The sequence below is a fragment of the Pseudomonas frederiksbergensis genome (assembly GCF_017114915.1).
GTDB lineage: Bacteria > Pseudomonadota > Gammaproteobacteria > Pseudomonadales > Pseudomonadaceae > Aquipseudomonas > Aquipseudomonas frederiksbergensis_I.
On sequence record NZ_JAAUOE010000007.1, the window covers coordinates 136,990 to 160,623 of the forward strand.

Annotated in this window: 21 protein-coding genes, 1 tRNA gene and 3 pseudogenes; 13 read left to right on the plus strand and 12 right to left on the minus strand. The window is 57.6% G+C overall.

The window, feature by feature from the left end:
- The first annotated feature begins 2 nt into the window (after nucleotides 1-2).
- The 5 genes and pseudogenes from uvrC to HCU66_RS27075 all read left to right on the plus strand — a co-directional run bounded on the left by uvrC (nucleotide 3) and on the right by HCU66_RS27075 (nucleotide 4,053).
- Nucleotides 3-1,826, plus strand: coding sequence for an excinuclease ABC subunit UvrC (uvrC, locus tag HCU66_RS08030; RefSeq protein ID WP_205887970.1), 1,824 nt, complete (start codon nucleotides 3-5; stop codon nucleotides 1,824-1,826).
- A 33-nt stretch (nucleotides 1,827-1,859) separates the two neighbouring features.
- A complete protein-coding gene (gene pgsA, locus HCU66_RS08035) occupies nucleotides 1,860-2,420 on the plus strand; it encodes a CDP-diacylglycerol--glycerol-3-phosphate 3-phosphatidyltransferase (RefSeq protein ID WP_205887971.1) in 561 nt (186 codons plus the stop codon).
- 63 nt (nucleotides 2,421-2,483) lie between these two features.
- Nucleotides 2,484-2,559: transfer RNA gene (locus HCU66_RS08040), tRNA-Gly, on the plus strand.
- A 259-nt stretch (nucleotides 2,560-2,818) separates the two neighbouring features.
- Nucleotides 2,819-3,283: pseudogene (locus HCU66_RS27480) on the plus strand (tyrosine-type recombinase/integrase); the annotation flags it as partial.
- Between the two features lie 35 nt (nucleotides 3,284-3,318).
- Nucleotides 3,319-4,053: a hypothetical protein gene (locus HCU66_RS27075; protein ID WP_241015406.1), complete on the plus strand. Its 735-nt coding sequence runs from the start codon at nucleotides 3,319-3,321 to the stop codon at nucleotides 4,051-4,053.
- Between the two features lie 126 nt (nucleotides 4,054-4,179).
- Here HCU66_RS27075 and HCU66_RS08050 read toward each other — a convergent pair whose 3' ends face one another.
- The 3 genes from HCU66_RS08050 to HCU66_RS08060 all read right to left on the minus strand — a co-directional run bounded on the left by HCU66_RS08050 (nucleotide 4,180) and on the right by HCU66_RS08060 (nucleotide 6,299).
- Nucleotides 4,180-4,530, minus strand: coding sequence for a type II toxin-antitoxin system RelE/ParE family toxin (locus HCU66_RS08050; RefSeq protein ID WP_205887972.1), 351 nt, complete (start codon nucleotides 4,528-4,530; stop codon nucleotides 4,180-4,182).
- 2 nt (nucleotides 4,531-4,532) lie between these two features.
- A complete protein-coding gene (locus HCU66_RS08055; RefSeq protein WP_205887973.1) occupies nucleotides 4,533-4,823 on the minus strand; it encodes a type II toxin-antitoxin system ParD family antitoxin in 291 nt (96 codons plus the stop codon).
- Nucleotides 4,824-5,093: 270 nt separating this feature from the next.
- Nucleotides 5,094-6,299: an MFS transporter gene (locus HCU66_RS08060; RefSeq protein ID WP_205887974.1), complete on the minus strand. Its 1,206-nt coding sequence runs from the start codon at nucleotides 6,297-6,299 to the stop codon at nucleotides 5,094-5,096.
- 156 nt (nucleotides 6,300-6,455) lie between these two features.
- Between HCU66_RS08060 and HCU66_RS08065 the strand changes: the two genes are divergently transcribed.
- The gene (locus HCU66_RS08065) at nucleotides 6,456-7,382 is read left to right on the plus strand and encodes a LysR family transcriptional regulator (protein WP_205887975.1); all 927 of its coding nucleotides are present in this window, start codon (nucleotides 6,456-6,458) and stop codon (nucleotides 7,380-7,382) included.
- Nucleotides 7,383-7,475: 93 nt separating this feature from the next.
- Here the strand turns inward: HCU66_RS08065 and HCU66_RS08070 are convergent, their stop codons facing one another.
- Both HCU66_RS08070 and HCU66_RS08075 read right to left on the minus strand, forming a co-directional pair.
- Nucleotides 7,476-8,852, minus strand: coding sequence for an NfeD family protein (locus tag HCU66_RS08070; RefSeq protein ID WP_205887976.1), 1,377 nt, complete (start codon nucleotides 8,850-8,852; stop codon nucleotides 7,476-7,478).
- Between the two features lie 413 nt (nucleotides 8,853-9,265).
- A complete protein-coding gene (locus HCU66_RS08075; protein ID WP_205887977.1) occupies nucleotides 9,266-9,967 on the minus strand; it encodes an ATP-binding cassette domain-containing protein in 702 nt (233 codons plus the stop codon).
- Between the two features lie 84 nt (nucleotides 9,968-10,051).
- Here HCU66_RS08075 and HCU66_RS08080 point away from each other — a divergent pair.
- Nucleotides 10,052-10,168 (plus strand): annotated as a pseudogene (locus HCU66_RS08080) (fe2+ zn2+ uptake regulation protein); the annotation flags it as partial.
- Between the two features lie 114 nt (nucleotides 10,169-10,282).
- Here HCU66_RS08080 and HCU66_RS08085 read toward each other — a convergent pair.
- On the minus strand, nucleotides 10,283-10,741 hold the full coding sequence (locus HCU66_RS08085; protein WP_205887979.1) for an Lrp/AsnC family transcriptional regulator: 459 nt from the start codon (nucleotides 10,739-10,741) through the stop codon (nucleotides 10,283-10,285).
- A gap of 268 nt (nucleotides 10,742-11,009) precedes the next feature.
- On the opposite strand from HCU66_RS08085, the gene HCU66_RS08090 reads away from it, so the two are divergent.
- Nucleotides 11,010-12,398, plus strand: coding sequence for a branched-chain amino acid transporter BcaP (locus HCU66_RS08090; RefSeq protein WP_277397053.1), 1,389 nt, complete (start codon nucleotides 11,010-11,012; stop codon nucleotides 12,396-12,398).
- Nucleotides 12,399-12,733: 335 nt separating this feature from the next.
- Here HCU66_RS08090 and HCU66_RS08095 read toward each other — a convergent pair whose 3' ends face one another.
- From HCU66_RS08095 to HCU66_RS08110, 4 genes and pseudogenes are all read right to left on the minus strand, one after another.
- Nucleotides 12,734-13,360: a LysE family translocator gene (locus HCU66_RS08095; RefSeq protein ID WP_338136417.1), complete on the minus strand. Its 627-nt coding sequence runs from the start codon at nucleotides 13,358-13,360 to the stop codon at nucleotides 12,734-12,736.
- A gap of 30 nt (nucleotides 13,361-13,390) precedes the next feature.
- The gene (locus HCU66_RS08100; protein ID WP_205887980.1) at nucleotides 13,391-13,528 is read right to left on the minus strand and encodes a hypothetical protein; all 138 of its coding nucleotides are present in this window, start codon (nucleotides 13,526-13,528) and stop codon (nucleotides 13,391-13,393) included.
- Between the two features lie 87 nt (nucleotides 13,529-13,615).
- A pseudogene (locus tag HCU66_RS27370) lies at nucleotides 13,616-13,684 on the minus strand (aminodeoxychorismate/anthranilate synthase component II); the annotation flags it as partial.
- Complete coding sequence (locus HCU66_RS08110) at nucleotides 13,681-15,162, minus strand: anthranilate synthase component I family protein (protein ID WP_420908046.1); 1,482 nt, start codon at nucleotides 15,160-15,162, stop codon at nucleotides 13,681-13,683. The gene HCU66_RS08110 and the pseudogene HCU66_RS27370, both read right to left, overlap by 4 nt.
- 957 nt (nucleotides 15,163-16,119) lie before the next feature.
- Here HCU66_RS08110 and HCU66_RS08115 point away from each other — a divergent pair.
- Entirely contained in the window at nucleotides 16,120-16,383 is a 264-nt protein-coding gene (locus HCU66_RS08115; RefSeq protein ID WP_205887981.1) for a DUF2790 domain-containing protein, read from the plus strand.
- A gap of 133 nt (nucleotides 16,384-16,516) precedes the next feature.
- Nucleotides 16,517-17,293 (plus strand): alpha/beta fold hydrolase, encoded by a 777-nt coding sequence (locus HCU66_RS08120; protein ID WP_205887982.1) that lies wholly within the window; start codon nucleotides 16,517-16,519, stop codon nucleotides 17,291-17,293.
- Nucleotides 17,294-17,369: 76 nt separating this feature from the next.
- Here the strand turns inward: HCU66_RS08120 and fdhA are convergent, their stop codons facing one another.
- Nucleotides 17,370-18,569 carry a formaldehyde dehydrogenase, glutathione-independent gene (gene fdhA / locus HCU66_RS08125; RefSeq protein ID WP_205887983.1) on the minus strand — a complete coding sequence of 400 codons (1,200 nt, stop codon included), beginning with the start codon at nucleotides 18,567-18,569 and terminating at the stop codon, nucleotides 17,370-17,372.
- A 444-nt stretch (nucleotides 18,570-19,013) separates the two neighbouring features.
- On the opposite strand from fdhA, the gene HCU66_RS08130 reads away from it, so the two are divergent.
- The 3 genes from HCU66_RS08130 (at nucleotide 19,014) to HCU66_RS08140 (ending at nucleotide 22,874) form a co-directional block, all read left to right on the plus strand.
- Entirely contained in the window at nucleotides 19,014-20,276 is a 1,263-nt protein-coding gene (locus tag HCU66_RS08130; protein ID WP_205887984.1) for a serine hydrolase domain-containing protein, read from the plus strand.
- A gap of 117 nt (nucleotides 20,277-20,393) precedes the next feature.
- Nucleotides 20,394-21,731: an alginate export family protein gene (locus tag HCU66_RS08135; RefSeq protein ID WP_205887985.1), complete on the plus strand. Its 1,338-nt coding sequence runs from the start codon at nucleotides 20,394-20,396 to the stop codon at nucleotides 21,729-21,731.
- A 39-nt stretch (nucleotides 21,732-21,770) separates the two neighbouring features.
- Nucleotides 21,771-22,874, plus strand: a complete 1,104-nt coding sequence (locus HCU66_RS08140; RefSeq protein ID WP_205887986.1) for a polyamine ABC transporter substrate-binding protein — start codon at nucleotides 21,771-21,773, stop codon at nucleotides 22,872-22,874.
- Nucleotides 22,875-22,961: 87 nt separating this feature from the next.
- Here the strand turns inward: HCU66_RS08140 and HCU66_RS08145 are convergent, their stop codons facing one another.
- The gene (locus HCU66_RS08145) at nucleotides 22,962-23,573 is read right to left on the minus strand and encodes a TetR family transcriptional regulator (RefSeq protein WP_205887987.1); all 612 of its coding nucleotides are present in this window, start codon (nucleotides 23,571-23,573) and stop codon (nucleotides 22,962-22,964) included.
- Between the last annotated feature and the right edge of the window lie 61 nt (nucleotides 23,574-23,634).

A 23,634-nucleotide genomic window follows, 5' to 3' on the forward strand; every position in this document is an offset into this window, starting at 1 on the left:
AAATGACTGAAATATTCGATTCAGGTGCTTTTCTGTCTACCGTCAGTGGACGGCCGGGCGTCTATCGCATGTTCGATAGCGATGCCCGCCTGCTGTATGTCGGCAAGGCCAAAAACCTCAAAAAGCGTTTGGCGAGTTACTTCCGCAAAGCCGGACTTGCCCCCAAGACCGCCGCGCTGGTAGGCCGTATCGCCCAGGTCGAAACCACCATCACGGCCAACGAAACCGAGGCCTTGCTGCTCGAGCAGACGCTGATCAAGGAATGGCGCCCGCCGTACAACATCCTGCTGCGCGACGACAAATCCTACCCTTATGTCTTTCTCTCGGATGGCCAATTCCCGCGCTTGAGCATCCATCGCGGGGCGAAAAAGGCCAAGGGCAAATATTTCGGCCCTTACCCCAGCGCGGGTGCGATCCGCGAAAGCCTGAGCCTGCTGCAAAAGGCTTTTTTTGTTCGTCAATGCGAAGACAGCTATTACAAGAACCGCACGCGACCTTGTCTGCAATATCAGATCAAACGCTGCAAGGCACCGTGTGTCGGGCTGGTGGAGCCCGAGGTGTATGCCGAAGATGTACGCCACTCGGTGATGTTTCTTGAGGGGCGCAGCAACGCGCTGGCGGACGAGTTGTCCACAGCCATGGAAGAGGCGGCGGTCAACCTCGAGTTCGAGCGCGCCGCCGAATTGCGCGACCAGATATCACTGCTGCGCCGGGTCCAGGACCAGCAGAGCATGGAAGGCGGGACGGGCGATGTCGATGTGATCGCGGCATTCGTCAACCCGGGTGGTGCCTGCGTCCACTTGATCAGCGTGCGCGGTGGCCGGGTATTGGGGAGCAAGAACTTTTTCCCGCAGGTGGGTATTGAAGAAGACGTTTGCGAAGTCATGGCAGCGTTTCTTGGTCAATATTTCATCAGCAGTCCCGAGCGCGACTTGCCGAGCGAGCTAATCGTGAACGTGGTTCACGAAGACTTTCCGACCCTGATCGCGGCCATCGAAGAGCTGCGCGGTCGAGAGCTGACTATCAGCCATCGAGTGCGTGGCACCCGAGCGCGCTGGCAGCAATTGGCGGTCACCAATGCCGAGCAGGCGCTGGGCGCACGTCTGGCGAACCGGCAACACGTTGCGGAACGTTTCGAGGCTCTGGCCGAAGTGCTGAGCCTGGACGAGCCACCGCAACGTCTTGAATGCTACGACATCAGCCATTCCAGCGGCGAGGCCACCGTGGCGTCCTGCGTGGTGTTCGGCCCGGAAGGCCCGATCAAGTCCGACTACCGCCGCTACAACATCGAAGGTGTCACGCCGGGTGACGACTATGCCGCCATGCATCAGGCCTTGACCCGACGCTTCAGCAAGTTGAAGGACGGGGAGGGCAAACTGCCGGACATTCTGCTGGTCGACGGCGGTAAAGGTCAGTTGTCGATGGCCCGTGACGTACTTAATGAACTGGCCGTTCCAGACCTGATTCTTTTGGGCGTGGCCAAGGGGGCGACGCGCAAGGCCGGTTTTGAAACCCTGTACCTCAACGACGCCGCCCATGAATTCACCTTGCGTGGCGATTCCCCCGCGCTGCATTTGATCCAGCAGATCCGCGACGAAGCCCACCGTTTCGCCATTACCGGGCACCGTGCACGTCGGGGGAAAACGCGCCGCACCTCCACGCTTGAGGGTGTCGCCGGCGTCGGGCCGACACGTCGACGCGATTTGTTGAAACATTTTGGTGGATTGCAGGAGCTGTCTCGTGCCAGCATCGAGGAGATCGCCAAAGCACCCGGGATCAGTAAAAAGCTCGCAGAGTTGATTTATGCAAATCTGCACAGCGAGTAGAATGCCCAACTCACCTCGTAGCCAGTTGTGCCGATGAATATCCCTAATCTGATTACCGTTCTACGCGTCCTGCTCATCCCGATCTTCATTTTGCTGTTTTACTTGCCTTACCACTGGAGCTATCTGGCGTCCGCTTCGGTCTTTGCCTTTGCCGCCGCGACCGACTGGCTGGACGGGTATCTGGCCCGTCGTCTGGAACAAAGCACACCGTTCGGGGCGTTCCTCGATCCTGTTGCAGACAAGCTGATGGTCGCCGTTGCGCTGGTGCTGCTGGTGCAAGAGCATGGCAACCTGTGGCTCACGCTGCCGGCTGCCGTCATCATCGGTCGCGAAATTGTCGTCTCGGCACTGCGCGAATGGATGGCCGAACTCGGCGCCCGTGCCCAAGTAGCAGTGTCGAACCTGGGCAAATGGAAAACCGCCGCGCAAATGCTGGCGCTGGTGATCCTGCTGGCCAATCCGTCGGATTTCAGCTTCTGGGTCCTGATGGGGTATGCGTTGCTCATGGTGTCCGCTGGCCTGACCTTGTGGTCCATGGTCCAATACTTGCGGGCCGCCTGGCCGCATCTGAAGACGGATGTGGAAAAGAAATAAACTTTTTTTGAATCAAAGGGTTGACGAGGGATCTGGATTCTATAGAATGCGCCTCACCAAGACGCGGGAATAGCTCAGTTGGTAGAGCACGACCTTGCCAAGGTCGGGGTCGCGAGTTCGAGTCTCGTTTCCCGCTCCAAATACAGAAAAAACGCCACTCATTGAGTGGCGTTTTTTTTGCGCATTATTTTTGTTGTCAGCATTGAAAAGAGGCTTTTGCCTCTTTTTTTTTTCCAGTGATTTCTACTGAAAACCACCCCCAGCCATGCTTTTTTTGTACATTAAAACGTACATCGAAATCCGGTCCCAGGACGTGCCAGTTTTCAGATAGATGATGCATTGCTGGAACCCGTACATCACTCCTCAATCGATCGAGACGAGGAGATGTACATATACCTTTGACTGATACGGCTGTTCGCCACGCAAAAAACCTCGGAAGAAATTACAGCCTCAAGGATATGGACGGCTTGTACCTGTTCGTCAGTTCGACGGGTGCCAAGAGCTGGCATTTTCGTTTCACCTGGCTAGGCAAGCCGGCTCGCATCTCCTTGGGAATGTATCCGCAGCTAAGCCTTAAAGACACTCGTTTTGCACGCGACAATGCGCGTACCCAAGTCGCGAAGGGGATCGATCCTCGAGCCGCTCAAAGACAGGATCGTCTCGCTGCCTTGGCTGCTGATGAGAATTCTTTTGCTGCAGTCTTTCTTGCCTGGCGAACCTTCAAGGCGGTTACATTGAAGCTCGGACGCCAAACCTCGCTTTCTCAGATTGATCGCATTTTTGCCAAAGACGTTTTGCCTTTGCTTGGGCCTCTACCTATTGCCGAGATTTCTCGTCAGCACTTGATCGAATTGCTGCGCAGAATTGAGAGTCGTCAGGCGTTCACTACCGCGGAAAAATGCCGGACCTGGTTCAACCAATTGACAAATTCTGGTCCGACCTGTCATTCCAGAAACTGCTTGGCTATTTCATGGAAGCCATGGGGCTGTGGATGGCCGTGGACTTCCTCAAGCAGAAGCTTGCCGGCAAGAACGAAAAACTGGAGAACGACAAAGCCAACGAGAACCAAGGCAAGGAGCCTTCAAGCGATCAGGTCGCGGACGCGCAGAAATCCGGCGAGAGCATTGGCGACCAGGCGCAGAAAGCCGACCAGAGCGCCGCCGATCGTGTGTCGCCGAACGAAAAAGTCGACGTGCCGGCCAACGATGCGGAGTTTTCCAGCGTGGTGAGCGAGGTACGAGCCAGTGGCTCCTCAGCCTTCAATCAGGTGGCCAGCGACAAAGTCGGCGGCGCCATCGATAGCGGTGCCGAGCAAGTCAGCGACCTGGCGCAGATCGAAATGACTGAAAGCCTGCAGGAGGCCGAAGGCAATCTGCTGGATGCCAAGGCGAGCCTGAGCGATGGCAATATTCCCGCGGCCAATGAGAGCATCGGCGAGGTGAACACGGCGCTGCCGGATATTGTCAACGAGATGGGTACGGAGATCAGTGCCGACCTCAAGGCGCAAGTGGAGGAGGCGGTGAAGATCCAGGAAGAAGCCTCCGAGATCTCCAAGGAGGCCAGCGAAAACTCCGAAGACACCGGCAACGGCGAAGAGGAGCCGTTCGAGGACACGACCATACCGGAGATCTGATCTACCGCATCTGACACGATGGTCGCGTGACGGCGGCCATCGTGTGTTCATTGCCTGTCCTCCGCGTTCATGGGGGACTCACCTTTGCTGTTCATGGCCAGTTAACCCTTTGGGCCAGGTCGGTGATCAGTCATTAGGCAAGTGCAACTGCACTTCCATGGCGTCATGAAGGAGTCTGACGACCTCGATCACGTCGTCGTTTGCCACACGATAGAACACGATATAGCGTGAGCTTTTGACCGTCCCAGGGGGGTGTTTGGCCTGCTGGCGTGAATAGATGAGGTGATAACTGCGAAGGCCTGGTGCAAGCTCATCGCGGTCGTGGCTGGGCGTGTCGGCAATCGCTTGCAGCGCAGCGAGGATCAGTGCCTGGTAGCGCTGGCGTGCTTGATCGCCGAACTGCGTCTGGGAGAGCCTGAGGATGTCGACAATGTCGACAATGTCGGCGCGCGCCGCGTTGGAAATCCGCGGCGGCATGCTCAGTGTTTCTTACGTGCGGGGAGGGTGGCCTCCAGGCTCAAGCCCTCGAGGTAGTGCTCCAGATCCCCTTCGTTCAACTGAGTAAAGCGCCCGTGCTCAAGGTCCATGATGCCGATCGAGGTCGCCTGACGCAGGGCCTCAATTTTGGCGGTGTCTTCGGCGACGCGCTGTTCCAATAGACGCCAACCTTCTCGCATCACTTCGCTGGCATTCTGATAACGGCCGGACTGCACCAGGTCCTGGATAACCTGTTCCTGGTGAGGGGTGAGCACAACGTTTCGCGTCGCCATAATTAGCTTCAGCTCTGGGCAAACGTGATCTTTCGATCATTGGCATATTATGCCATTTTGCCCATCGTTTGAGATTTGTATCTGACGGGCTCATCCGCCGCTCCAGACAGCGCACGCTGGTTCCGGAGGGTATGTGCAAACGCCCAGTGGAGTATGGTAGGCCGGGTAAGGGGCGGCCTTGATCGGTGTGGGCCTGGATTCTTAGTCTGGCAAAGCGGACATTTATAAGGTGATTTTTTGATTCCTCACCGGCTTCCTCATTGCTGCCCCTCAATCAGGATCCTTACCCGCTGTAGCGCTCAAATTGGAAGCTCCCAAGAAGTAAAACAATCCACCGGCAACAATGAAGAGCGCGAGCATGTAGAAGATGTAGTGGGGAGGCTGGGTCGCCAATACGACGCCGCAAAGCACCGGCCCCAGTGCCGCACCGAGGCTGGACAGGTTTTGCGCTCCGTAATACATGCCGCGCAGGTTGTCCGGAGCGATTTTGTCGATGAACATGTACTCGGCGGGGAAAACGATGATTTCGCCGACCGTGAAAATGGCCATGGAAATCACCCAGTGCAGAACAGAGGTCGACAGGGCAAAACCCGCCAACCCCATCATGAACATACTCAGTCCCGCCGCCAGCCACAGACGCAGATGTCCGTGAGAGATCTTCCTGCCTATGGAGTATTGCAAGCTGATCACCATCAGCGCGTTGGTCGCCACGACGGTGCTGATGATCTGGTAGGTGGATTCTGGCGTAGTCGTGATCACCAGATACTGCGAGAGATAAGCGGTAAACTGGCCGAAGACCACTGCGCTGAGCAACCCGCCAAGGGTGAAGCACACCAGCCGATAATCCTGGAGCAGCAGTTTTCCCACGGCCAGAAACGGTGCGGTTTTTCGAGCTTCATCGGTGGCTTTCAGTTCTCTTTCGCCCCAAACGAAATAGATGAAGAAGAATCCTGCCCCAAGCCCGGCAGACAGCAGGAATGGCAAGCTGATATCCAGCTTGGCCATTCCCGCCCCAAGAAATGGACCTACTGCATACCCGATGTTGGTCAGTGTGTATTTGATCGAGAACACTTCGCTGCGACCCGTGACTGGAAGCAGGCTGCCAAACCCTGATTTGATGGCGATATCAATGACGGCATAAGCCAGGTTGATCAACACCAGGCAGCTGTAGAACAACCAAAGCTCGCGAACAAGAAACGTCCCGAGAAAACCCAGCGTGAACAGACCGCTGAAGACCAGGATGAGCCGGTAACTGGACATTTTGTCGACCAGAAACCCTCCATAAAGGCTCAATAACGATCCGATGATCAGTGTGCTGCCAATGACCAGGCCGATATCGGCGACGCTCAAGCTGAACCTGTCGGATAGGTAGATGACCAGATAAGGCAGGGTGATGGCTCGCGCCAGGGTCAATATCAGGGACGCCGAAAGCAGCAAATTTACTGTCGTTGGATAGTTTTTTAGCGTGGTCAGCATCCTTGCCCTCGTCGTTAAGCCGGTAATTTTTATGGATTCGCTAGTCGCATAGAGTTGATTGGTGCGTTCGAATCCAAGCTTACTGGAGAAACTGGTTCTGACTTGTGATGGTTTTTATTGAATTGGCGGAACTGAATTCATGAATACGGAACGTCTATGTTTTCCTCCGAACGATTAAAGGGCATTGATGTATTTGTCAGCGTTGCGGACTGCGGCAGTTTCAAAGCCGCCGCCGAGCGGATGAGTCTGACACCTTCTGCAATTAGCAAAGGTATCGCTCGATTGGAGAGCAGGCTGGGTACTCGGTTGTTCCATCGCACCACTCGAAGTTTGTCACTGACGGATGCGGGGATTGCGTTCTATCGGACGTGCACAGGGGTGCTGGCGGACCTCGAAGAGGCTGAGTGGTCTCTACATGCCGAAAACACCGAGCCTCGTGGCAGGGTTCACATTGGCCTTCCGGGTGCCTTCGGCCGTTTGCAGGCACTTCCAGTCATTCTGCGGTTTGCCCAGGAGCACGCTCTGCTGTTACCGCACATCTCATTTTCCGACCGTTTCATCGACCCTATCGAAGAAAGTGTCGATATCGTCGTGCGCATCGGTGGTTCGGACGTTTGGCCCGACACATTGGGGCATCGTTACCTGGGCCGTGAGTGGCATATCTTTTGTGCGTCGCCCGCGTATTTGAGCAGCCATGGCACGCCCGTGACCGATCACGATCTGGAGCAACATCAGTGCATCGCATACGGCTGGGCGGATGGAACGATTAGCCCTTGGAGTTTTGCAGGAACGCAGGCAGGCGAAATTGAACGCAGGGCGATAGCCGCAAGGTTCGTCGTGGGAGATGGCGAAGGTCTGGTGATCGCTGTATCAGCGGGATGCGGGATCGCGCAGTTACCTTCGTGGTTGGTCAAGCGTCAGCTTGAAGAGGGGACATTGGTTGAAGTGCTTCCCCACTTGGCAACCGATGGCCTGGCGATCAATCTGGTTTGGGTCAAAAGTCGACAAGCGCTTCCCAAGGTCAGTGCATTGCTGGAGGCACTTGCCGCTGGGTTGGTGCCGTCTGGTAGCAAAATCCAATGACCACTTTTGGCGGTAGCGGTCTGTCAGGAAGTGCCCGCTTTCACCCAAAGCCCGTCGTAGCAGTTGGCCAAAAACCAATTCGACGAACATGGATCAACTTCCTCGCGGTGACGTTTCATCCAGCGCAATGACGTCCAGCATCACGCCCGTGCGCGCCACCACCCGGACCTGTTGGCCCAGGTGCAGGGGCGAGCGGCTCTGAACTTGCCATTTTTCGCCCTGCAGTTGCACCCAGCCGCTCATAGGCAGACCTGGCAGCAGCCCCGTCACCGTGGCCAGGCTGCCGACTAAGCCCGCATCGCCGCTGACCAAGGCACGGCGTCTGGCCTTGAGCGCCATGCCGACCAGAGTCATAAGCAACAGGGCGCTAATTAGTGCCATGCCGATGATCAGCGTCAACGGAATGCCGAAGCCCGGTACATCGGTGTCCATCAAAATCACTGCGCCAACTACAAAAGCAACCACCCCTCCGAAGCCGATTACACCGAAACTCGGTAGAAACGCCTCGGCGATCATGAAGGCGATCCCTAGCAGAATCAGTCCGACCCCGGCGTAATTCACGGGCAACAGTTGCAGGGCATACAGCCCCAGCAACAGGCAGATGCCGCCTAGCACCCCACCAACGCCCGCCCCAGGGTTCATGAACTCGAATATCAAGCCATAGACCCCGAACATGATCAGCAGCAACGCCACGCTGGGGTTGGTGATCACCGCCAGCAGTTGTGTGCGCCAATCAGGCGCATGGTCGATGAGCGCAACCCCGGCGGTGCTCAGTCTCAACGTTTGACCGGAGACATTTAGGCTCTTGCCGTTCAATTGCTTGAGCAGGTCTGCCACGTCATTGGCCACATAATCGACCACCTTGAGTTTGAGCGCTTCGTGGGCCGACAGGCTGAGCGATTCACGTACCGCTTGTTCGGCCCAGTCGGCATTGCGTCCGCGTAGTTGCGCAAGGCCACGGATGTAAGCCGCCGCATCGTTGATCTGTTTTCGAGTCAAGGTGTCCTGCAACTCTCTCGGAGAATTCTGGTCGGTGGTGGGTGGGCCCGACGGTTCGGGCGCGGTCCCGGGCAGGCCGCCGATCTGCACCGGTGTAGCGGCGCCCAGGTTGGTGCCCGGGGTCATCGCGGCAATGTGGCTGGCATACAAAATATAGGTGCCGGCGCTGGCCGCACGTGCGCCACTAGGGGCGACGAAACTGGCCACTGGCAAGGGGCTGGCCAGAATCGCCTTTACAATCAAACGCATTGAGGTGTCCAGCCCGCCGGGGGTGTCGAGGCTGATGATCACCAACTGCGCGCCCTCGGTCACCGCACGCGCCAGGCCGCGCGACACGTAGTCGGCACTGGCTGGACCGATAGCATCGTTGACGGTCAGTACCACGACACTGCCTGCTGCCGTCGTCGAACCCATCGGTAACCCGATCAGTATTATTAGCAAGAGCAGGCGGCACCACAAATGACTGTTCACGGGACCTCCCGGTTGCGGGTATGACAGCCTGCAACCCTGACTTAAAGCGTAGTTGAGTCAGTCATGGGTGATGCAGGCGCGGCGGTTAGTCCGTTGCCTGTGGAGATAGGGGCGATTCTGAACATGTCGAACGACATACCCTGTCGTCATTGGTTGGCAGATCGATCAGAGCGATCATGCTGCTGGTGAACTCGTCGCCGTTACACTGATAAGCGTCACGGCTACGGTTCACCTGGCTGGCTACCGAAGGTATTACAGAGGAGATCGTTCGATCGTGGAATTCTATCGAAAATATGGAGCGCTGCTCCCGAGGCAAATGGGGGGTGGGCAAAGCCGCACTGCGCGCTCTGAATGCTCGGAACCGCTTACAATCACTCTCGCGGTCGGGGTTCGAGCGATGGCCCGTCGCAATGTCATTGTTCGCCGCCTGCCTGCGATTGAACGTTGGGTTCGCCCAGACTCACCTCGTGACTCGGGCCGCTGCCTTGCGTGGTGCCGTCGGCAATCACCAGGACCTGATCGGCGAAACGCAGTGCCTGATTCAGGTCGTGGATGGCGATGAACACAATGACGTCGCGTTTTCGGGCCAGGCGGCGCATGAAGTTCAGCACCTGAACCTGCCGATGCATATCGAGGGCACTGGTCGGTTCGTCCATCAGCAGTATTTCCGGTTCGCCCACCAGGGTTTGCGCGATGGACACCAACTGTTGCTGACCGCCGCTGAGTTCACCGAGGTTGCGAAAGGACAATCCGGTGATGCCCAGCGCCGCGAGAATCTCATCGACCAGTTTCAATTCATCATCGTGAACGACCCAGCCCGGCGTCAGTTGCTTGCGCGCCAGCAGCACCGACTCGTACACCGTCAACCGGGCGCTGGCATTCAGCCCCTGGGGCATGTAACTGATGCCCGACGGGCCTCTTTTCGACTCTTGCAAGATCACCTGTCCGGGGCCGTCGATCAGGCCGGCCATGCGCTTGAATAGCGTCGATTTGCCGGCCGCGTTGGGCCCGACCACGGCGACCACCTGAGCGCAGAAGAACGTCGCCGTCGAGACACCACGAATGATCTCGCGCTGGCCGTAGCGGGCACCGAGGTTCTCCAGCAGCAGCTTCACCGTGAGTTTTTCTTCCCGCCGAGAATCAGAGATATGAAGAACGGTACGCCGATCAGCGATCGTGACCACGCACCCATCAGCCGTGTGCGCGAAGTGCTTAAACGCCTGTGCGACGAGGGCGTGATCCTGCTTCAGGCCGACAAGAACTGCCGTATCACCGACGAAGCCTGGGCGATGCTGAAGCAGTACCTGGATGGCTGAAAAGGTTCCAGCAGGCTCCACTCGAAACCACTACCAGCCGTAAGCGGACTGGCGAACACCGATTGAGGGGCGGGGCTGCTTGACTCGCTCTGAATAAGGGGCAAGTCCAGGCACTTACAGTGGCAAGGTATTGCAGTGCTTGATCTCCTTGAGCGAAAACCCGGTGTACATTTCCTTGATATTGCCGAGCGTACGTATGCGATGCATGGCGAGTTCATGGAATGCCTCCATGTCTTTGACGACGACTTGCAAGAGGTAGTCGTATTTCCCCGACACTTTGTGACAGGCAATGATGTGGGGCAGCGCCAGAACGCCTGCTTCGAAATGCTCCATGGCGTCCTCGGAGTGACTATCGAGGGTGACGCTGATGAAAGCAAAAAGTCCCAGCCCCACGGTCTTTGGGTTCAAGTGCGCGTGATACCCGACAATCACCTCCTCTTCCAGGCGCTTCAGGCGCTTCCAGCAGGCTGGCGCTGACAGGCAAACACGAACGGCGATCTCGGCGTTCGTCAGGCGACCATTCATTTGCAGAATTTCCAGAATTGAACGATCAACCTTATCCATTTCCGCCATGTGTTCTCTCCGTTTAACAATGAGTACGCGGTAGGGCGATTGGCCCCATCCCGCAGGTCCTTGATCAAGCATCCATTTCTAGAAGCGGCAAATATTAGAAAGAAAATTACATAAAGAGCACGTTTTGGATAATTAACGACTGAAAAAAAATCAAATACAGACCCGTTTCGAAAGCTAATTTTCGAGGCACTGAAATACAATTTCTTGTCGTTTCCGACACCCAGGCCACTGGCTCTGACAATAAAAATAAGTAACAACGGAGGCAATATTGAGCATTTTCAGAACAAAAGACCTGGACGCAATGATTGCTGCTGCCCGAGCTCCTGCCGGGTTGAAAAAAGTGCTGGGGCCGATGGATCTGGTCCTGATTGGTATCGGTGCAATCGTGGGGACGGGCATCTTTGTATTGACCGGAACCGGCGCATTGACTGCGGGACCGGCCCTCATGGTTTCATTCCTGATAGCGGCGTTGGCCTGTGGGTTTGCAGCGCTCTGTTATGCCGAGTTCGCCTCATCTGTACCGGTAGCAGGCTCGATTTACACCTACAGCTACGCGACGCTGGGAGAGTTGGTGGCCTGGATGATCGGCTGGGATCTGATGCTCGAATACGGACTGGCCAGTTCGGCTGTGTCTGTTGGGTGGTCGGGTTACTTCCAGTCCCTGCTGAGCGGGTTTGGGCTGAATCTTCCGGTTGTGCTTACGGCGGCTCCAGGCTCTTTGCCCAGTGTGGAAACCTGGTTCAATCTACCCGCGCTGGTGATTATGCTGGCAGTTACCTGGATGCTTTCCATGGGCATCAAGGAATCCGCGCGCGTAAACAACGTGATGGTGATTATCAAGATCGCCGTGGTGCTGCTCTTCATCGCCGTTGGTGTGCGGCATGTTCAGCCGGCTAACTGGCAACCTTTCGCTCCCTTTGGTGGCCATGGCATCTTGAGTGCTTCGGCCTTGGTTTTTTTTGCTTTTATTGGTTTCGATGCGGTTTCCTCTGCCGCCGAAGAAGTGAAAAAACCGGCGCGTGACCTCCCCATCGGTATTATCGGTTCCTTGGCCGTTTGTGCAGTGTTGTACGTTGCCGTTTCAATGATCATGACCGGCATCGTGCCCTATGCCCAATTCCTTGGCGTTGATCATCCGGTCTCATTGGCGTTGCAACATGCCGGTGAAAACTGGGTTGCCGGGTTCGTTGATTTAGGCGCAATCGTTGGCATGACGACTGTCATTCTGGTTATGGCTTACGGTCAAACCAGGATCATCTACGCGATGTCGCGCGACGGGCTGCTTCCCCAGCGCCTTTCCAGGGTTCATCCACGATTCGGCACACCATTTTTCGCCACCTGGATGGTCGGAATAGTCTTCGGGCTGATCTCGGCACTGATTCCGCTGAACGTCCTCGCCGAGCTGATCAACATCGGTACGTTGGCCGCATTCAGTCTGATCTCGGTGGCAGTGATCGTATTGCGCAAGACCCGACCCGATCTCCCTCGCGCATTCAGATGCCCGGGCGTGCCCGTTGTTCCGTTGCTCGCCATCGCGTTCTGCGTAACCTTGATGACCTTCCTCAAGCAGGCGACCTGGCTGGCATTTGCGGCGTGGTTGGCAATTGGCCTGGTGATCTACTTCGCCTACGCGAGGCGCCGCTCGTTGTTGCATTGATCCTGCGTTTCGTCAGGTCTCTTTGGAGTGTCAATCAACCTCCAATAGTTTTCAGGTGCGAAATTGTATTCCAGTTGCGCACCTGAGCACGAAGCTGATAGCGAGGACGTCTGCTGTTCTATCGCCAGGGCCGGGGCGCAGCGGGTTGGAGGGATGTGCACCGATGCGTTCGGTGCGCAATCGCCCGGATAAAGCCACGGATTCAGCTTCGGAATCTGAGCGTCGTTGAAGGTGCCTCGCCAAAACGGTTTTAATATTCCTGGGCAAAAGAAAAGCCGCGACCGCTGAAGGCGGGCCGCGGCTTTTTCCTGTTGCATCGATGAAGCCTGGGGCAGTTATTTCTGGCTAAGAGCAGCGATGGAAAGTCCTGACACGATGAAGGTCAATCCCGCGCCGAGGTTGAGTCCGTTAGCAAGGCGCGGGCGTTGACAAATGTATTGCGACAGGCGCGTGGCGAAGACGCCCATCAGCGAGAACCCCACGGCCGTCAGCAGGGCGAACCAGAACCCATAGACCAGCATCTGTAGAGTGACCGAGCCGAGCGTGGGATTGATGAATTGAGGGATGAACGCCAGTACGAACAACCCTGGCTTGGGATTGAGCGCCGCCGAAAGGAAGCCAGTGAGTAAAATGCTGCGCAGTGGCTGCCGCGCGGCGGGAGCGAAGGTCACCAGGCTTCTGGAGCGCAGCACCTTGACCCCGAGCCAGAGCAGGTAGGCGGCCCCCACCAACTTGACGACCCAGAAGGCGACTGTCGAGGTCTGGATCAATAGCGTCAGCCCCAGCGAAGCGGTGGTGACGTGAAACAGGATGCCCATGCCAGACGATAGGCCTGACACGATGGCTGCCAGGCGACCCTGGCTTAGTCCGCGCCCTATCGCCAGAAGATTGTCAGGGCCTGGAGACAGGACCAGCAGTAAGCAGGCTGTGGTGTAGGTGAGCCAGATATCCATTGGAAACACGGTGATGCTCCTTGTGAGGTATGAGTTGGGTCAACTGATGATGCCCAGGACGGCTGCCCTGACCACCGCTGCGGTTTTGTTAGTTTCGGCGAGCCAGCGCATCTTGAGTTCCTTGGCATTGAGTTCGGTCACATTCAGCGTGGAGCCGCTGCGGGCGAGCGTCAACATGCTCTGGTGACGCGAGGCAATAGGTGAATGAAACAGCCGGAGCGTGGGAAAGAAGGGGAGTGTGCCCCTCCTGGCGGATCACTGGCGCACGTGTTCCAGGTACTGGCTGATGATAAAGACGAAGCTATCGTAGGCATCGATCAGCAATACTTTCACAGTGCGATCTCCTTGCCGGTCACCGCCCGGTATACAGAACCCATCTTGTATAACGTCTCTTTCCACTCCATTTCGGGAACCGAGTCGGCGACTACCCCGGCGGATGCACGCAAGTGGTAGGTACCTTCGTCGAAGACCGTCGAGCGAATGCACAATGCGGTATTGACGCTGCCATCAAAACCCACCAGGCCCAGGGCTCCGGCGTAGATGCCCCGGCGGTTGCTTTCCATCCCCTCGATCAGCTCCATCGCTCTTATCTTGGGAGCGCCGGACATGGTTCCAGCGGGGAACGAGGCCTTGATCACGTCGTAGGCATCCAGGCCCGGACGGAGCAGACCGCGAACGTTCGACACCATGTGATAGAGGTGCGAGTACTCCTCCACCAACATGAACTCGTCGACCTCCAGCGAGCCGGCCTGGCACACGCGACCGATATCATTGCGACACAGATCGATGAGCATCAGGTGCTCGGCGCGTTCCTTCTCTGAGCGTGTCAACTCCAGGACCAGTTGAGTCGGATCGACGCCAGGTTTCTTGCCGACGGTACCGGCGATCGGACGCATCTCTATCAAATCGTCCTTGATCCTGACAAACAGCTCAGGACTGGCGCCGATCAGGTCGATACCGCCCACATGGGCCAGGTACATGTAAGGAGAGGGGTTGCGAAGGCGCAGGTTCTGGTACACATCGAACGGAGAAACCTGCGAGCGGATCCGAATCTCATGGCCGAGCTGGATCTGGTAGACGTCGCCGGCTCGGATGTGCTCCATCGCTACTTCGACACGTTCGAAGAATTGCTCCGGGGTGACCGTGAGGACTTCCTCGAATGTCTCTGGATACGGTGGCAGTTCCACCGCCTCGCAGGCTGAGGGGCTTGCCAGGAAAGGGTAATCCTCCAAAGTACGGGGCGCCCACAGGGAGTGGTTGTTGATCAGGGTTTCGACAATGCCATTGCTGTGGAAATAAACCAGTGTCTGATAGACCGACAGGGCGATGAGCGGGTAGCTGTAGGTCTGTTCGGCCAGATCGGGAAGCTGCTCAATCAGGCGAACACAGTCATAGGAGAAATAGCCGAAGAATGCCAGGCTGGAAGGGGCATTGGATGCAGGCTGGAACGTAACCTGGACAGCCCGGAGCAGGTTCCACGCGGCCTCGCTGTCCGGTAGATGGATCTTGTGCTCGTGATCTATCTGCACGCCCACTTGTCGCAGGCTGGCGGACAAATGTTCGCAAAGCGCAGGACAGCCTCGCAGTTGTGCCTGGCCCTGATCGATAAGAACTTCGAAAAGGGGATCGAGCCCGATGATCGTCGCCCGGCGATCACGGCGTGGACCGGAAAGTGATTCAAGAATGAAGACAGACTTACGACCCAGTTGCGCCAGTGCATTTGCATATATGCCAAGTGCATCCATAGATCGACGTTTCTCGTGGCGAAGAACATTCACGTTAATTAAATTTTTATTCACGGTTAATACCATTTTCAAGGTGCAACGATTCAGGCGCTTCATTAAGAAAGCGCCACGGAAATACAAAGTGCGCAGGCACTTTAAATAGGTATTGTCGGATGTCCTGAATGTTCGGGGCGGACGCTTTTCATGCCGCGCGCAATACAAGGCTTGCAACGGGTTGCAGCCAAGCGATGTGCAGGGCACAAGGCGCGAGCGCCTTCGATTTCATTGGAGAATGATCAGGACGTTGCTGGCAGGGCAGCAGACAGGCTCCGGTCTTCGCTTGATTAGCGACGCCAGATATTGCTTTTGAAGATGGCCAGAATGGCCCGGGAACAGCTGTTGAGGTAGCTGTGGGAAGAGCTGATAGCAGAAAGGTGATAGTACATTTTAGACATCCCAGTCTTGGCTAAGCACTGCAAGGGTATGATCGGCAGTTCGGCGAAATTACCAGTGTGCCCCGGGGGTGTCAACTTCTGTGCGGATATTAATCTTTTATTAATTTCTCAGTGTCGAGGGGCCAAGAACTATCTGCGCATGTCGCGCGTGCCTTTAACAAGAAGCTCGTGCGCGCACGACTGTGGGATGGCGCAGCTGGGTCTTTGTAACTTCTGTCTCTAACGTAGCGGCCGTTGAGTTCCAGTAACCCATAGAACCTGAGCGGCTGAAATGAAAGAACGTCTAGAGACATTCAGGAAACGGTGCGATCCGATTCATCATGCCTATTGGACCGACGTCCTCAGCGACACCGCACCGGCGGCATGGCGCCAGGAACACTTTCGAACCACCGTATCCCACGCTTTTTCTCCGTGAACCGAGCCTTCCTGACACAAGTGTATCTCTGTGTATCCAGGTTGTATGCCGAGACGGACTGTTTCTTTGTGGGCCGTTTTTGACACATCCGGGATACCTGATCGGCGTCAAATGAACCCCATCGAGACAGCACATGCCGTCTCACAGGATCACTCAACGTCTGGAGATGTCGTCATGAGCTGGAAGAACCTCAGCACCGCTTCATTGTTTGCCGTGCTCAGTCTTGGCGCCTTAGCGGCCAACGCCCAAGACAGCGTCAAATCTCACAGCTACATGTATGGCGATCACCTGGACATCGCCAAAGTGCTGTCGATCAACGAAGCATCGTCCTCGGGCTGTGGCGTCGTGGAGACTCGTATGACTTACCTCGACTCGCTCGGCAAGATCCAGTCTCTGAATGACAGCACGATTGCTCAAGATTGCGGCCAAGGCAGTTGATAGGTTGTGCAGGGCAGGCCGCCAACACTCCGGCTGACGGCCACGCTCGGCAGCATTACCAGGCGCGAGTACAGAACCGCGATTTTGTCTTCACGCGATTGGCTCAATAGTCCAACCCCCCAAGGAGTTCCCAATGAAAAAAGTCATGGCCGCTCTGGCCTGCACCGCCAGCCTGATCATCGGTGCCAACGCGTCGGCGCAAACTGAAAAACCTACAGTCGTTCTCGTGCACGGTGCCTTTGCCGATGCTTCGAGCTGGAATGGCGTGGTGAAGATCCTCGAAAAAGATGGTTACCCCGTTGTGGCCGCGGCCAATCCATTGCGCAGTGTGAAGAGCGATGGCGCTGCTGTTTCCGCATTGCTGGCAGGCATCAAGTCGCCTGTTGTTCTGGTCGGCCATTCCTACGGCGGCAACGTCATCAGCGAAGCGGCCAACGACCGTGCCAATGTAAAGGCACTTGTTTACGTCGCCGCCTTCGCACCCGAGGCGGGTGAAACCGTCGCCGGGCTAGCCGGCAAATTCCCGGGGAGTACCCTCGGCCCAGCCCTGGCGGCGCCGGTCGCGCTGGCTGATGGCGGCAAGGATTTGTACATCCGGCAGGATAAGTTCCACGACCAGTTCGCCGCTGACGTCCCTGCCGCGCAGGCGGCATTGATGGCGGCGACTCAGCGCCCGGTCACCGAAGCGGCGCTGAACGAGCAGGCAGGTACACCAGCCTGGAAGCATATTCCGTCCTGGTACATCTATGGCGACAAGGACAAGAACATTCCACCGCAGGCCATGGAATTCATGGCCAAGCGGGCTGAGGCCAAGGCGGTGAAAGTCGTTAAAGGGGCTTCCCATGTCGTGATGGTTTCACATCCGGAGCCGGTAGCCCGACTGATTGAAAAAGCGGCTGCGGCGATGTGATTCCTGCCCTTATTCAGGACGGGACAACAGCCATAAAAAAGGGCAGCTCAAAGCTGCCCTTTTCCCAACCTACTCCTTAGGCCGCGGTAAACAGCTTGTGCGGATCCATGACGAATTTCTTCGGCGCCCCGGCATCGAACTCGTGGTAACCACGCGGCGCGTCGTCCAGGCTGATCACCTGCACGCCGACGACCTCGGCAATGTTGATCCGGTCCCACATGATCGCCTGCATCAACTGACGGTTGTACTTCATCGTCGGGGTCTGGCCGGTGTGGAAGCTGTGGGACTTGGCCCAGCCGAGGCCGAAACGGATGTTCAGGCTGCCATGCTTGGCGGCTTTGTTGACCGCGCCCGGGTCTTCGGTGACATACAGACCGGGGATACCGATATTGCCGGCGACCCGCACCACACCCATCAGCGCGTTGAGCACATCGGCCGGGGCCTCGTGCTGCGCGCCGTCATGGCCGTGGCCACGGGCTTCGAAGCCGACCGCGTCGACCGCACAATCGACTTCCGGCTCACCGAGCAGATTGGCGATTTGCTCGTGCAGCGGAGTGTCCAGGGTCAGGTCGGCGATCTCGAAGCCCTGGGCCTTGGCATGCGCCAGACGCAGCGGATTGACATCGCCGACTATCACCACCGCCGCACCTAGCAGACGTGCGGAGGCGGCGGCAGCCAGTCCGACCGGACCGGCTCCGGCGATATACACCGTGCTGCCAGGGCCGACACCGGCGGTCACCGCGCCATGGTAGCCGGTCGGCAGGATATCGGAGAGGCAGGTCAGGTCGCGGATTTTCTCCATTGCCTTGTCGCGGTCGGGCAGCTTCAGCAGGTTGAAGTCGGCATACGGCACCAGCACGTATTCGGCCTGGCCGCCGACCCAGTCGCCCATGTCCACATAGCCATAGGCACCGCCGGGGCGCGCCGGGTTGACTGTCAAGCAGACGCCGGTGTGCTGTTCCTTGCAACTGCGACAACGGCCGCAGGCGACGTTGAACGGCACCGAGACCAGGTCACCGATCTGCACGTTTTCTACATCACGGCCCTTCTCGATCACCTCACCAGTAATTTCATGACCCAGCACCAGCCCGACCTGGGCCGTGGTTCGGCCACGCACCATATGCTGGTCGGAGCCGCAGATATTGGTCGAGACCACGCGCAGGATCACGCCATGGTCAATGCGTTTGCCGCGCGGGTCTTCCATTTTCGGATAGGGGATGGTCTGCACTTCGACCTTTCCTGCGCCGAGATACACGACACCACGATTACCAGACATGTTTTCACCTCGCTTTGGTTGTTGTGAGAACACGGCCCTTGTACTGCGAAGGGTCGCGCGGCCTTACAGTGCGGCGGTATATGTCTTGCGTTTGCGCGTGAATGCAGATGGGTTGGAAGTCACCTTCCAACCACGCGTGATTAGCAGTCGTCGTATCGATCCTACGCTTGGTATCAGCACTCTGCGAGGGCGTTTAGTCGCAAGTCGGGCCCTACAAATCACCGCTACCGACCACCAGTAAGTCGCGAGCACTGCTTGCGCTCAATCACCAACCCCTTAGCCTTTTCGACGAGTAAATCGACCTGGTTGCCGTGTTTGCCTCATCAAAGCACAGTGATCAGAATGTTTTAATCAGTAAAAATGTTTTATTGACTAAAAAATAATACCGGGTAATTATTTCCCTGCATCTGCTTCCACGCAGAGTCATTTTTCAGGGGCAACCCGATGAATCAGAACACCGTGCCGTTGCTGGCCAGTCTTTACATCGAGACGAGTGAATCGTCGCTCGACGGGCGCATGACGCCTTTGCTGATGCAGGGTTTTCCGGCCGAACCGGAACGCCGCGTTACGTGGAACAACTGGATGCGTCCACCGTTCAATCAGTGGGGGTTCCGCAATCTGGCGCGCCTGCGTCCCTCCATTGATGTGGAGGCGGGTGGCGGACCGGTCAGTGTCCTGAAGGAAGCACCGCAAGCGCTGGATGAACTGCACTTCGACAGTGAATGTGGTCTGAGCGTCAGCGTCATCGATCACCTGGTAGCCAGTCAGACCGACGCCTTTTTGGTGATGCAGGGCGACACCGTGCTGTTCGAGCGTTACTTCAACGGCCAGCGTCCCCGGGACCGGCACGTCATGTTCTCGGTGACCAAGTCGCTGATCGGCACCCTGGGGGAGCAACTGGTCTGCGATGGCTTCCTCAATCCGCAATTGCCGGCGGCGTATTACGTGCCTGAACTGTTGGGCAGCGCATTTGGCGATGCCACGGTGCGCCAGCTGTTCGACATGGCTGTGGGCATCGACTACAGCGAGGTCTATGACGATCCCTACTCCGAAAGTTCGCAGTACGGCTACGCCTGCGGTTTCCAGCCGGCACCTGCGCAGTACGCTCAGTTCGAGTCGCTGTATCAGTACTTGCCGTCGCTGAAAAAACGCGGCAACCACGGCGGCTTTTTCCATTACGTGACCGCCACCACCGAAGCCCTGGCCTGGGTCATGGAGCGTGCCTCGGGCAAGGCTTGCAATCAGTTGCTACAAGACATCTGGAGCCAGTTGGGATGTGAGCGCGACGGCTACTTCATGGCCGACCCTTGGGGCCGCAGCGTCGCCGGTGCCGGTTTCAACGCTACCTTGCGAGACATGGCGCGGTTCGGTCGGCTGCTGGCCAACGACGGCCGCCATAAGGGGCAGCAGTTGCTGTCGACCGAGACGGTTGCACGCATTTGCGTCGGGTCCGATCCGGTGATCTACGCCAAGAACTCCGAGTTCTCCAAATGGACCCCCGGCGCTTCCTACCGCAGCCAGTGGTACGTCTTCAACGACCACAGCCAGGCGACCATGGCCGGTGGTATCCACGGTCAATACCTGTTTGTCGACAAGCCGTCCGGCGTGGTGATCGTCAAGCAGTCATCGCTGACCGAGGCTGTCGGCCCATTCGATGCTGACAGCGTGCGCATGCTGCGTGCCATCGCCGCGCACCTGACTCACTGAAACGCCCCATAACGACAAGAAATTTGCGTCCTATTCGCCTGGCTCGGCCAGGTGTTGGCGGCGCTTTGCGCCGCCATTCACTGCCCTGTAACAACAATAATCACACAGGAGCTTCATATGGTTTTCATGACGCGTTTCTCTCGAGCGCTCTTGGCGGTCGGTTTACCCCTGACCACCCAAGTCGCGCTGGCGGGCTACACCTTCGAGGACGGCAACCTCAAGGGTGAGGTCAACCTCACCGCCGGTGGGGCGACTCTTTCCACCCGTAACGTCAACTTCGGCAGCGGCCGCGTCGATGCGCGCAGCGGTAAGAATGGCGGCACGAAAATCGACTGGCAGGAGTTCTACGTCAAGCCCGGCGTCAAGCTGGAATACGCCCTGCAGCCAGACTTCAGCCTGCTGGCCGGTGGCTCGCTGGTGGCAGCGACCACCTTCGGCGATGGCGATGCCGGCGGCTTCACTCGCAGCTCTGATGGTGACGTGGCCACCGAAGAACTCTACGGCGGTTTCCGGGCTGGGGAGTGGACGCTCACTGCCGGCCGTCAGAATTACATGATCGGTACCGGCTTCATTGTCATGGACGGTAACCTCGACCAACTCAATGACGGCGCCTACTGGCTCGGCCCCAGAACCGCCTTCAAGGATTCGGCCGTCCTGGCCTGGGATCATGGCGCGTTGAAGACCCAGGCCTTCACCTTGCGAGTCGACGACGATCTGGGTGACTTCCGCATGACCGGCGCTAACCTGGATTACAACCTCGACGATCAGGTGACGCTGGGGGCCATGGCGATGAAGGTCGACGCGCTGGGGCCCAAGGGCAGCACTTTCCCTCGACACCGGGACGGGATGCAGGTGTACAACGTGCGTGCGTTGAAGGCCAAAGTACCGGGCGTGCCGGACCTGACCCTGAATGCCGAATTCGCCGTGGAGCGGGTCAGTGGTGAGGGCGTGGATTACGATGCCAACGCCTGGTACGGCCAGGCGGATTACGCCTTTAACACGTTGCCGCTGACCCCGGTGATCGGCTATCGCTACGCCAGTTTTTCCGGCGACGACAACCTCGCCGACAACCGGCAAAAAGCCTGGGAGTCATTGAGCAAGGGCTTCGTCGACTGGAGCACCTGGCTGGTGGGGGATGTCGTCGGCAACTACCTGCTGTTCAACAGCAACGAGAACGTTCAACAGTTCTCGCTCAAGACCCACCTCAATCAGACGCTGACCCTCGGCGCGATCCACTATCAGTTCTGGCTGGACGAGAAAAACTACATGGGTGCGCCGGTCAGTGATCGGCGATTTGCGGATGAGAGTGTGGTTTTCCTCGACTGGACCCCGACGCCGTCGTTCTATACGTCGCTCTCCTATAACTGGGTCAAGCCGCTGGCCGCCGCCAAGCAGGTGTTCGGCGATGACCAGAAATTCAGCGCGCTGGAACTGTACTTCACCTACCGCTATTAAGTGCCGCGAGCCTTCGCGGCCGCGCAGGAGTGCTTCACCATGAACACGTTTTTGCGTAACACCTTGCTGGGTGCTGTGGTTTCGTTGCTGGCCAGCGGTTTGTGCCTGGCTGAAGAGCGCACGGTGCGGATCTACAACTGGATCGAATACCTGCCACCTGAGGTGCTCAAGAGCTTCCAGGAGGAAACGGGTATCCGTCCGGTCTACGACGTTTTTGACAGTGTCGAAACCCTGGAGTCCAAACTGCTGACCGGCAATTCCGGGTATGACGTGGTGTACCCGGGCAGCGCCAACCTGAGTCACTTGATCGCTGCCGGTGCCGTCCAGCCACTGGACCGCAGCCAGCTGCCGAACTGGCAGCACCTGGACCCGGAGTTCATGAAAACCCTGGAAGCAGCGGGTGACACGGGCAACCGCTACGCGGCACCGTATCTGTGGGGCACCACGTTGATCGGCTACAACGTCGACAAGGTTCAGCAAGTCCTGGGCGCCAATGTGCAGATGAACACCTGGGACATGATCTTCAAGGAAGAGAATCTCGCCAAACTCGCCAGTTGCGGTGTCGGTTTCCTCGACGCGGCCAACGAAATCGTGCCCATCGCCTTGCACTACAAGGGCCTCGACCCCAACAGCCAGAAGCGCGAGGACTACCCGCAGGCCCAGGCGGCGATGATGAAGATTCGCCCGCACATCACCTACTTCAACTCCTCACGCTACGGCATGGACCTGGCCAACGGTGACATTTGCGTAGCCGTCGGCTGGTCGGGTGGCGTGGCGCTGGCCAAGCAACTGGCCGATGCTGCCGGCAAGGGCGTCAAGGTGGAGATGGCGTTACCCAAGGAAGGTGCGCCGATGTGGTCGGACGTGATGATGGTGCCGGCCAACGCTCCCCATACCAAAGAGGCCTATGAGTTCATCAACTACATCCTGCGCCCTGACGTCATTGCCCGGATCAGCAACAAGATCGGTTACCCCAATTCAAACAAGGACGCCACCGCGCTGGTGAACGCCGACATCCGTAATAACCCCAACATGTATGTGCCGGACGAAGCGCGCAAAACCCTGTTCGCTTTGCAGCCCATGCCGGCAGCCGTGGAGCGGATCCGCACCCGCACCTGGACCAGCATCAAGACCAATCGCTGATCATCGTGGCCCGGCGTCGTGACGCCGGGCTCGCCAGCAACGACGCGCCTCGGCTATGGCAGCAAGCCAGTCTGGAGACTGGCGTTCTCAGGCCCGCATTCCGTAAAAGAGCAGTTCAGTGATACGCCTTACCTGGGCGGAGTGTGACTCGATATCCGGCTGTTCCTGGTTGACCAGTCTGAACAACAGCAGGTGTGAGTAGTCGTTCAACAGGAAGGCGGCCAGGTCGACGTTGAGGTCGGCGCGCAGTTTGCCGGCCTGCTGCAGTTCTCTGAGCAACCCGCTGATTTCGGCCCTGAGCGCATCGTTCATGGCCCGATAACCTTCGGGCAGTCCGTTATCACCACCAAACAGAATCAACGGCAGCAGTTCACGCCAGAGGCTGGGGTGCATGACTTCCAGGGCGTAACCGGTCAGCAGACGTTCCAGGTAGCACAGGGCCTCGACCGGATCTTCTATTTCAGGAATCTGACTGCGGGTGTCCTTGAGGGCGCGCTGGTCGGCCTCGTGGAGGATTTCCAGGATGATTTCCTGTTTGTTGCCGAAGTACTTGAACACGGTGGGCGCCGATACCCCAGCCTGGCTGGCGATCTGTTCGATGGTGGTGTTCTGGAAACCTTGACGCTCGAACAGTTCGATCGCCGCCTTGCTGATGGCTTGGCGTCGTTCGACTTTCTGGCGTTCACGCAGTCCGCTCACGGGAGATCCTTGTCGCTATGAATAAAGGGGGCGCCTGTCGCCCAATCATTCATGCAAAATA